Origin of the sequence: Bacillus sp. SIMBA_008, from assembly GCF_046535495.1 — a bacterium.
Lineage (GTDB): Bacteria > Bacillota > Bacilli > Bacillales > Bacillaceae > Bacillus > Bacillus subtilis.
Genome location: NZ_JAWRWL010000096.1, coordinates 1 through 372 on the forward strand (window position 1 = coordinate 1; position 372 = coordinate 372).

2 protein-coding genes are annotated in these 372 nt (G+C 40.3%); both read right to left on the reverse strand.

Going from position 1 to position 372, the window contains the following annotated elements:
• A partial coding sequence (locus SB658_RS22310) for a S4 domain-containing protein (RefSeq protein WP_410602387.1) occupies positions 1 to 192 on the reverse strand: 192 nt, incomplete at its 3' end.
• Positions 189 to 372: signal peptidase II (gene lspA, locus SB658_RS22315; protein ID WP_410602389.1), on the reverse strand; the 184-nt coding region annotated here is incomplete at its 5' end. The genes lspA and SB658_RS22310, both read right to left, overlap by 4 nt.

Consider the following 372-nt stretch of genomic DNA (forward strand, 5'->3'; position numbering starts at 1 on the left):
CTCGACTTTAATCTGATCTCCAGCTTGTACTTTGTAATTGGCTTTCACTTGCTTCCCATTTACTTCGATCAGCCCATCTTTTACCCACTGCTGGACCTGAGTTCTTGACCATTCTGGTTCTGTCGTGCTTAGAAATTTATCAAGCCGTTCACTTGTTTGTTCTTCTGAAACGGCAATATTTACTTGATTCATGTAGTTGACTCCTTCGTTTTCTTTCCATCTAACAGCATTTGAATGAAGAGCAGAATAACCCCTACACATAGAGAAGAATCTGCAATATTAAAGATTGGGTAGTGATAATTCCCAAAGACGAAATGAGCAAAATCTACCACTTCCTGACGGAAAACGCGGTCGATAAAGTTCCCAATCGCT